We start from the raw sequence: 751 nt of genomic DNA, 5'->3' as shown, positions 1-751 counted from the left end.
CTTCCTTTAGCCTTCGGAAATACTTTATTCCCTTGCCCATCTCGAATTGAGTCTATGGCAACAGTTTTGTTGTATGTGTAGGCATGAGTTTCGCCTGGAGCACCTACTGCCCCACTCATGACAGTTACAATACCCAATGGATAACTGGAAGTGCCACCTTCAAGCGCAATCGATTGGGCGGAAAACAGCAATACACCAACACAAATCACCAGGCGAAAATCAGCTGGAGTTTTCATCACACTTTCCTTTCTTGTTCTTGTTTTTGGCAATGGTACTGACGCAATTAAATAACTGAAAATCCGCCAAAAATCTTTGGGATGCTACTCTCCCAAGAAAAATATTTCTCCCGCCTCAGAAATTTCCAAACTCACAGGAGTCAAACGCAAGCCAAGACAGGGGCCTTTTATGCACAAACCCGAATTGATTTCAAACAACGCACCATGACCACTACAAACGATATGCTTGGACCCACTGTCGAGATATCGATTCTTGCGCACCGGCATAGTCGAACCGGGCCAATGGGGGCAAGAGTTTTTGKAGCCAACAATATTTCCGCGATCATTGACTAAAAAAATATCGTCTTGACCTATGCTTTCCGTCCTGAACCCCAAAGATTGCCCTGGCGCAATTTGCTCGAGATGGCAAAGCCTGCGGCGATCAGATTTTGCCATCTTTGACCTACCCCCTTATCAATCGGGCTTTCCGCCGGGAGCCCATTTTTCACGCCAATGGAACAGGAACACTTGGGAGT

General features: G+C 46.4%; 1 protein-coding gene and 1 pseudogene. Both read right to left on the bottom strand.

The window, feature by feature from the left end:
* Positions 1 to 236 (bottom strand): annotated as a pseudogene (locus tag AC1DVH_RS32185) (hypothetical protein); the annotation flags it as partial.
* An 84-nt stretch (positions 237 to 320) separates the two neighbouring features.
* Entirely contained in the window at positions 321 to 671 is a 351-nt protein-coding gene (locus tag AC1DVH_RS32180) for a Rieske (2Fe-2S) protein (RefSeq protein ID WP_477757176.1), read from the bottom strand.
* Positions 672 to 751: the final 80 nt, after the last annotated feature.

The organism is Pseudomonas sp. P4_C3 (genome assembly GCF_056402075.1).
This window is presented reverse-complemented; position numbering and strand designations above follow the sequence as displayed.